The organism is Candidatus Palauibacter sp., from assembly GCF_965197445.1.
Classification (GTDB): domain Bacteria; phylum Gemmatimonadota; class Gemmatimonadetes; order Palauibacterales; family Palauibacteraceae; genus Palauibacter.
This window is the reverse complement of the sequence record NZ_CBDANE010000003.1, coordinates 692,675-700,215: the sequence shown is the minus strand read 5'-3', so window position 1 is coordinate 700,215 and position 7,541 is coordinate 692,675. Positions and strand designations below refer to the sequence as shown.

Below are 7,541 nucleotides of genomic sequence, written 5' to 3'. Positions count from 1 at the left end.
GGCTCGTCCCGCGCGCGGTGGCGGAGTACGCGGACGAGCACGGAGGCGCGACGCTCGCTCCGGGAGACGCCCTGCTGGTCAACGATCCGCACCGGCAGGCGAGCCACCTCAACGACGTCTTCCTCATCTCCCCCTTCTTCCACGAGGGCGAACTGGTCGGCTACGTGGCCAACTGCTGCCATCACGTCGACGTGGGAGGCGGGGCGCCCGCCAGCATCGGAGCGTTCCGCGAGATCTACCAGGAGGGGATCATCCTTCCCGTCGTCAGGCTGTTCGCCGGCGGGGAACTGGCGGAGGACGTGCACAAACTCTTCCTCGCCAACGTGCGCGCCAGGAAGGAGGTGGCGGGCGACCTGAGGCGCAGTCCGCCGCGAACGAAATCGGGCTGCGGCGGCTGTCCGCGCTGTGGGAGCGCTACGGCGCGAAGACCCTGCGCTTCTACATCGAGCGCATGATCGCGTACAGCGAACGGCGGCTTCTCGCCGAGTTGGCGGGCCTCCCGCGCGGCGAGTTCGAGGCGGAGGGGTGGCTGGACGACGACGGAATCACCGGCGAGCCGGTTCACCTCAAAGTCCGGATCCCGCTTCGACGGTTCGTCGGCCCGCTTCGATTTCACCGGGACCGACCCGCAGCGGGCGGCCCCGATGAACTGCAACCTCACGCAGTGCTTCACGGCCTGCGTCTACGTGCTCAAGTGCCTGGTCGACCCCGACATCCCGCTGAACGAGGGCTTCTATCGTCCGATCGAGGTGGTCGCGCCCGAAGGATCGGCGGTCAACGTGAAGCCGCCCGCCGGGGTGGTCGGCGGGTGGGAAGTCGCGATGCGGCTCTGTGACATCATGTTCCGGGCTCTCTCGGATCCCATGCCCGACTGCGTTCCCGCGGGAACGAAAGGGATGATCTGCCACGTGGGGTTCGGGGGCGAGGATCCCGCGAGCGGAGAGTACTACTGCTTTCTCGAGACGCTCGCCGGCGGATACGGCGGACGCCACGACTCCGATGGTCCGGACGCGGTCCAGACGCACATCCAGAACACCCAGAACGCGCCGGTCGAGGAGACGGAACTCAACTACCCGGTCCGCATCCACGAGTACAGTCTGGTCCCGACTCCGAGGGCGCGGGGCGCCACCGCGGTGGGCTCGCGCTGTGCCGGGAGTACGAATTCGTGGGGCACGAGCCGACCTTCACGACGCTGGCGGACCGCGCGCGCTTCCCGGCCCATGGCCTGCGCGGGGGCGGGGAGGGCAAGGTCGCGAGCTACCTGTTGATCTCGGACGGGGAGGCGCGTGTTCTCGGCTCGAAAGCGACGGTGCAACTCGCGAAGGAAGACCGCGTGCGCATCGAGACGGCGGGCGGCGGCGGGTTCGGGCCCGCGCACGAACGGGATCCGGAGGCCGTGCTCCGGGATGTCCGCGAAGGCAAGATCACCCGGGCCCGGGCCCGGGAGGCCTACGGCGTGGAGATCCAGCCGGACGCGTGGGCCGTTGACGTGGCCGGGACGGAAAGGCTGCGCGGACGACTCCGCGGATGAAGACCGCCGATGCCGTCGTCATCGGGGGCTGGATCATGGGGGCCAGCGCCGCGCACTTCCTCGCCCGGAAAGGGTTCGGCCGCGTCGTCCTGATCGAGAGAGGACGCCTGGCCGGCGTGAGCACCGGGCATTCCGCCGCGATCGTGCGCACGTACTACTCGAATCCGATCACCCTCGAACTGGCGAAGCGGGCCCTTCACATGTTCGAGCACGACCGGGCACTGCTCGGCGGCGACTGCGGGTTTCGGCCCATCGGCTTCCTGCTCCTGATTGGCGAGCGTCTGCGCGCTACTGGGGAGCACATCCTCGAGTCGGAGCGGCGGCACGGACTCCACGTCGAGGATCTCTCGCCGGAAGACATCGGCGAGTTCGCGCCCCAACTCTCCCTGGACGGTGTGGCACGCGGTATCCTGGAGCCCCGCTCGGGTTACGCCGATCCGACCCCGGACCGTGGAGAACCTCGTGGCCGCGGCCCGCCCATGGGACTCGAGCCCCGCGCCGGCGTCGCGCCACGGGCGTCCGCCTGCGGGGGGACCGCGTCGTCGCGGTTGAATCCGAGCAAGGGATGATCGAGACGAACGTCGCGGTGAACGCTGCGGGCCCCTGGGCCGGTCGCGTCGGCTCGTGGCTTGGCCTCGGGTACTCGCTGCGCTGGAGCCGGGAGAGCGATCTGTTCGTGGAACCGCCGGCTGGCTTCGGAGATCTCCCGTGGTGTCCGATCCGGGCCTGCGCTTCTACCTGCGACCCTGCGGCGAAGATCGAATCATCGTCGGACTGGGGGCGCCCAAGGACATCGAGCCGGTGGATCCCGACGACTGCGATTCAGGCCTCGATCCGGGGACGCGCGAGCGCATCGAGCGCCCGCTGTTCGAGCGGATTCCCGCGCTGGCGAACGCAAGACACCTGGGCGGCTACGCCTCGATCTACACGATCACGGACGACTGGCACCCCATCGTGGGCCCGGAGCCGGGCATCGAGGGCTACTACGCTTTTTTTGGCGGGAGCGGCCACGGATTCAAGCTGGGACCGCCAATCGGCGAAGCGCTGGCCGATGTCATCTGCGGCGAGACGCCGGCCATCGACCTCTCACCCTTCCGGCCCGGCCGCTTCATCGACGGGGAGCCCCTCACCTCCGCATGGGGCGAAGGAAACCGCGGCTGAGGGTTGCAACGGGGCGCTGTTCGGTTTCTATTCGGTATCGTTGATCTGACAGTTTCGCATGCACAGGTACTCGCCGCATGGGTGAACAGACGGCCATCGAGTGGACCGACGCTACGTGGAATCCGGTCACCGGATGCACCAAGGTCAGCGCGGGCTGCGACAACTGCTACGCAGCGGCCTTCGCCCGCCGGCGACTCAGGCATACCTATCTCGCGCGTCGACCCGCCATTGAATCAGGGGAGAATGAACGGGATCCCTTCGCAGTGAGGTTGTGGCCCGAACGTCTGGGGCAACCCGAACGCTGGTCCCGCTTATCGACGCCATCACCTGGTTCAGGTCCCTGCTTGCGTTCGATTCCTGTCATGCGAACCGTTACTGGGCCCGCTCGAACTGGACCTCGAAGGCATCCATTGGGTGATCGTGGGAAAGCAATGGGGCGGGGCGGACGCCGAAGGCGGGCGGACGACTTCTGGACGGTCGTGAGTGGAACGAATATGCATGAGGCCATGGACCTCGTGTCGACCGTCTCCGCAGTCCACTGATGTCAGCACCGCGAGAGACGGTTTGGGAATTCGGTGAGCACTCGCGCGGCAAACATCTCGTACTCAGGACGTATCTCAAGGTCCTGGCTCCCGATTCTCGGTCAGACGCAGGGCAGGATCATCCAAATCTCCATCACGTATGTGGCCGGCCGGTCAGAGCCGTCGCCAGGTCTCGATCCGGTCTCGCAGCGCTTCTACGAGTTCCGGAACCGCCCCCCGCTCCGCTTCAACGCGCCCGGCGATGCGGGCGATCTCCGGCGGCGTCCGACCGAGAGCCTGTGCCAGGCCCGATAGGGTGACCCTCGCTTCATCCTTTTGCTGCACCGCACCCTCGATCGATCGCTCCAGGTGCTCCATCCGCGGAACGAGGTCGCTCTGCGCGACGCCGAAGTGGGGGGTGTATTCCGCGGGGCGCAGCCGAATCGCGTCCCACAGCCACTGCTCGGGCGTTCCTCCGCCCGGCAGGAACAACAGTCGCACGGTATGTCCAAACTTGTCCGCTGCCGCCCTCAGTTCGTGTTCCAGGTTACGGGCGTCGCCGTCGAGCACGAAGATGAAATCGGCGAGTTTGTTGAACATGCCGAGCGTGCGGATGTGACCTGCGAACTCGTCTTTCCCGGTGTCTCTTCCCACAACGACATCTTCGTGACGCAACCCGATTTCGATGTTCAGCCAGTCCAGAATCCCGCGGATTATGCCTTCCGCGACGGCGTCCTCACACAGGATCGACAGCTGGTCTCGCGACTGTCCGTACAACGCCTTCTGGAAGATGTCCCGGTAGAGGGGGGCGCGCCGCACCTCGCCCGTCTGGTCGTCTCGCTCGAAGAAGAGTCGCGCCTCGGGGGGTACGCTCTCGAGAACGACCGAGCTGTGGGAGGCGACGACGATCTGGAGGTCCTGCCGCAGGGCGCTACGCTGGAGTTCGAGCATGACCTGCTGCTGCGTGTACGGATGCAGTCCCGTGTCGATCTCGTCGATAAGAACGAGGGCGTTCCGCAGCTCGGAAATATCCTTCGAGATGCGCAGGATGGTGCGCTCGCCCGAGGACATGTGGAACTCGGAGTAGCTCGTTTCCTCGGTGGTCTCGAGCTCGGCGAAGAGGAGGTCTCGCGTCGGACGGTCGCTGATCAGGGCGAGGCTCCGGTAGCGCCACGGGAGAATCCGGTGCGCGAAGACCAGAAAGTCCGGCGTCAGGGTCTCGGACTGAACCCGCTCTCTGCCGAGCTGGAGGACGCTGCGGACCTCCGAGGGGTTCGTAAGGTTGGCCAATGTGCGCAGGTAGACGTCGCGCTCCGGCTGACGGCCTCCCTTTCGGCCCATGAAGCTCCTGTTCCAGCGCTTCCCCCGACGCCAGGCCATCGAGAGACGCTCGCCCCCGTGTAAGTAATAGAACTCAAGTTCCGTGCGCTGCACCGCATCCGACGACACGGCGAACTGTCTACTGGTGAAGTTTGGGAACAGGCTGCTGGGGACGAACTCACGCGCGCCGCGGCCCGGCGGACGGTAGGCGCAGGCGCACGAGAAGAGCACAGTTGACTTTCCACACCCGTTGGGCCCGGCAAGCACCGACACGGGATAGGAGAACGGAACCCGGAGATCCCGCACGTTCCGGAGCTGCTTGATCCGGATCTCCTCCAGCGTGTCGTTGCGCTCTCCGCTCTTGGCTCGCAACGCGTCCCATATCTCGCGCAGTTCACGCGCGATCAAAGACACGGTCGCTTCCGGTGGTTGGGTGCTGCTCGGTCAGTTCCTGGCATGTGCTCTTTTCCATCCGTCGCGAAGATCGTAACCCCGCTGCACGCGGTCGGGCGCAGTTGCAAGCCACGAGGTCACGGTCTGTCTCTGGACGAGCCCATTGTAAGATAGGCTTCGCTGGCCCGCTTGGCCTGCCTTGAGACTGTGTCGAGCCAAACGCTAGCGGAGGGTGAAGCGCTGCACGCGCCGGCCGGTGGAGGCCTCTCCCACGTAGATGTTTCCCCAAGAGTCCACGCTCATCCCGTGCGGGCGCAGGAACTGGCCGAGCTGGCGTCCGCCGCGGCCGAACTCGCCCACGATCTCGAGGTCGGTGCGGCTCAGGATCCACACCTTGTGGTTGGTGCCGTCGGCGAGGTACAGCCAGCGCTGCTCCGCGTCGGGTGAGAACGCGATCACGAAAGCGGAGCCCGACGCCAGGGTTCCCGGGGCCACGATCTTCTCGGCCTGGAACGCGCCGCTCTGGTCGAACACCTGAATCCGGTTCCCGCGGCGGTCGGCGACGTAGATGAGGCCGTCGTTCGATCCGGCGAGACCGTGGACGGTAGAGAACTGGCGTGGCGGCGAGCGGTCCGGGTCGAGGTTGGCGTAGTCGTATGGGTACTCGTCGTCCGGCGAGTCGCCGTAGGCGCCCCAGTGGCGCAGATGGGCTCCGGTCTCGCCATCGAAGACGACGACGCGGCGGTTCCGGTAGCCGTCCGCGATGAAAACCTCGTTGTCCTCCGGGTCGACCCAGATGCCGGCGGGGCCACCGAGTAGTCCGGTGTCGTCGCTGCCCCCGTTCTCGTCGTAGCGGCCGATCGTCATGACGAGGTCGCCGGATCGCGTGAACTTCATCACGCGATGGTGCCGGTACGTGCCCACCCACACGTAGTCGTTATGGTCGACGAAGATGCCGTGCGCGTTGCGCGGGAACTGGGACACGTCCTGGGTCGCAGGATCGCCCCATCCCTGAACCACGTTGCCCTCGGGGTCGAACTCGATCACGACGGGAGCCGGAACGCAGCAGGTTCCGATCGGCGGGTCCTGCACGGCGGACGTCTCCTCGGGGGTCAGCGTCTCGGGCAGGTGCGTGACCCACACATGGTCCCCGACATCGACGAACACGCCGGTGACCGACCCCATGATCCACTGGTCGGGCATCTCGCGGGGCCAGCCGGGATCGACCGCGAACACGGGCACGCCGCCGGCCTCGCCCGAGCCGCCAACCGCCGCGTGATCGGGATCCCCCGCGCCCGAACACGCCAAGGCGAGGACGCAAGCCGCCAACCCGGCTACCCCTCCGTGCCGCCGCTCTTGCTCGATCCGCTTCATGACGCCGTCCCCGGTCGCTGTCGTCGCTCGTTGCCTCTCGCCCGCCGCATCCTCAGTGTAACGGGTCATTCCCGGATTCCCAGCATCGGAGGTGTCCGTGTCGAACCCGAAGAGACGTACCCTCGGTGGCTGGGTCTTTCCGACGCTCCTGGTCGTTGCGTGCGGCGCGCCGCCGGTCGAAGCGGACCACTTCCTGCCGTCGAGACCCGAGTCGCTGAACTGGGGCTGGTATCCGCTCGACAAGGAGCCCGTGCTCCGGATCGCGTCCGGGGAGACCGTCCGGATCCACACGCTCACCCACGTCGGGGCCACGCAGAACGAAGACCCCGTCGAGTTCCTTACCGGACTCGGGGTTCCGCGGGAAGAGATCCTCGACGACGTCATCGACTTCTGGGCCTCGCGCGACGGTCGTCCCCGCGAGGGCCGAAGCGGGCATGTGATCGCCGGCCCGATCCATATCGACGGGGCCGAGCCCGGCGACATGCTGGAGATCGGGATCCTCGACATCGAGACGCGGGTGCCGTGGGGCGTGAACTCCACCAGCGGCCGGGGCGGCGTCTTCTCTCCGAGCTATCCCGGCGCGCGCGCCGACGACACGGCGCTGGATATCCCGTCCGTCCGCCACCTGATCCGGACCGGAGAGGTCGAAGGCCGGGAAGTCGCGTTCTTCTCCCCCGACATTCAGGTGCCGCTGGCGCCGTTCATGGGGATCCTCGCCGTGGCCCCCGATCCGGTCGTCGGCGAGCCGGGAGTGACGGTGCCGGGCGTTCAGGGGTCCCGCCCGCCGGGCCCCTTCGGCGGCAACCTCGACGTGAAGGACCTCACGGCCGGGACGACGGTGTATCTCCCCGTCTTCCATCCGGGGGCGCTCTTCTACACCGGTGATCCGCACGGGGCCCAGGGCGACGGGGAGGTCAGCGGCACCGCGATCGAGCAGTCGCTCACCGGCGTCTTCCAATTCGTCCTGCACAAGGGCGTGACGATCTCCGCCCCCCGCGCCGAGACGGCGACCCACTACCTGATCATGGGGATCGATCTCGACCTGGACCGCGCCGCGCGCGAGGCGACGCGCCTCGTCGTGGAGTTCCTCGTCGAGGAGAAGGGGTTGGCCCCCGACAAGGCGCTTTCCCTCGCCAGCATCGCCGTCGACTTTCGCGTGAGTGAGGTCGTCGACCTGACCCAGGTCGTGACCGGGTTCATCCCGAAGGACATCTTCCTCAACGAATGAGGAGCGGGGTCTG

The 7,541-nt window shown here is 67.1% G+C and carries 6 protein-coding genes and 3 pseudogenes; 7 read left to right on the top strand and 2 right to left on the bottom strand.

Features of this window, described 5'->3' with window-relative positions; all coding sequences use genetic code 11:
- Window positions 1-17: 17 nt before the first annotated feature.
- From ACN9M6_RS03815 to ACN9M6_RS03790, 6 genes and pseudogenes are all read left to right on the top strand, one after another.
- Window positions 18-520: pseudogene (locus ACN9M6_RS03815) on the top strand (hydantoinase B/oxoprolinase family protein); the annotation flags it as partial.
- A 124-nt stretch (window positions 521-644) separates the two neighbouring features.
- A pseudogene (locus ACN9M6_RS03810) lies at window positions 645-1,531 on the top strand (hydantoinase B/oxoprolinase family protein).
- Window positions 1,528-2,100, top strand: a complete 573-nt coding sequence (locus ACN9M6_RS03805; protein ID WP_419161573.1) for an NAD(P)/FAD-dependent oxidoreductase — start codon at window positions 1,528-1,530, stop codon at window positions 2,098-2,100. The pseudogene ACN9M6_RS03810 and the gene ACN9M6_RS03805 overlap by 4 nt, the downstream one beginning before the upstream one ends.
- Window positions 2,101-2,155: 55 nt before the next feature.
- Window positions 2,156-2,692, top strand: coding sequence for an NAD(P)/FAD-dependent oxidoreductase (locus tag ACN9M6_RS03800; RefSeq protein WP_419161572.1), 537 nt, complete (start codon window positions 2,156-2,158; stop codon window positions 2,690-2,692).
- A gap of 77 nt (window positions 2,693-2,769) precedes the next feature.
- Window positions 2,770-2,943, top strand: a pseudogene (locus ACN9M6_RS03795) (DUF5131 family protein); the annotation flags it as partial.
- Window positions 2,944-3,019: 76 nt separating this feature from the next.
- Entirely contained in the window at window positions 3,020-3,175 is a 156-nt protein-coding gene (locus ACN9M6_RS03790) for a DUF5131 family protein (protein ID WP_419161601.1), read from the top strand.
- A gap of 212 nt (window positions 3,176-3,387) precedes the next feature.
- On the opposite strand, the gene ACN9M6_RS03785 is transcribed toward ACN9M6_RS03790, so the two are convergent.
- Both ACN9M6_RS03785 and ACN9M6_RS03780 read right to left on the bottom strand, forming a co-directional pair.
- On the bottom strand, window positions 3,388-4,947 hold the full coding sequence (locus ACN9M6_RS03785) for an AAA family ATPase (protein WP_419161571.1): 1,560 nt from the start codon (window positions 4,945-4,947) through the stop codon (window positions 3,388-3,390).
- A gap of 201 nt (window positions 4,948-5,148) precedes the next feature.
- Window positions 5,149-6,369, bottom strand: coding sequence for a hypothetical protein (locus ACN9M6_RS03780; protein ID WP_419161570.1), 1,221 nt, complete (start codon window positions 6,367-6,369; stop codon window positions 5,149-5,151).
- Window positions 6,370-6,397: 28 nt separating this feature from the next.
- On the opposite strand from ACN9M6_RS03780, the gene ACN9M6_RS03775 reads away from it, so the two are divergent.
- Entirely contained in the window at window positions 6,398-7,528 is a 1,131-nt protein-coding gene (locus tag ACN9M6_RS03775; RefSeq protein WP_419161569.1) for an acetamidase/formamidase family protein, read from the top strand.
- The last annotated feature ends 13 nt before the right edge of the window (window positions 7,529-7,541 follow it).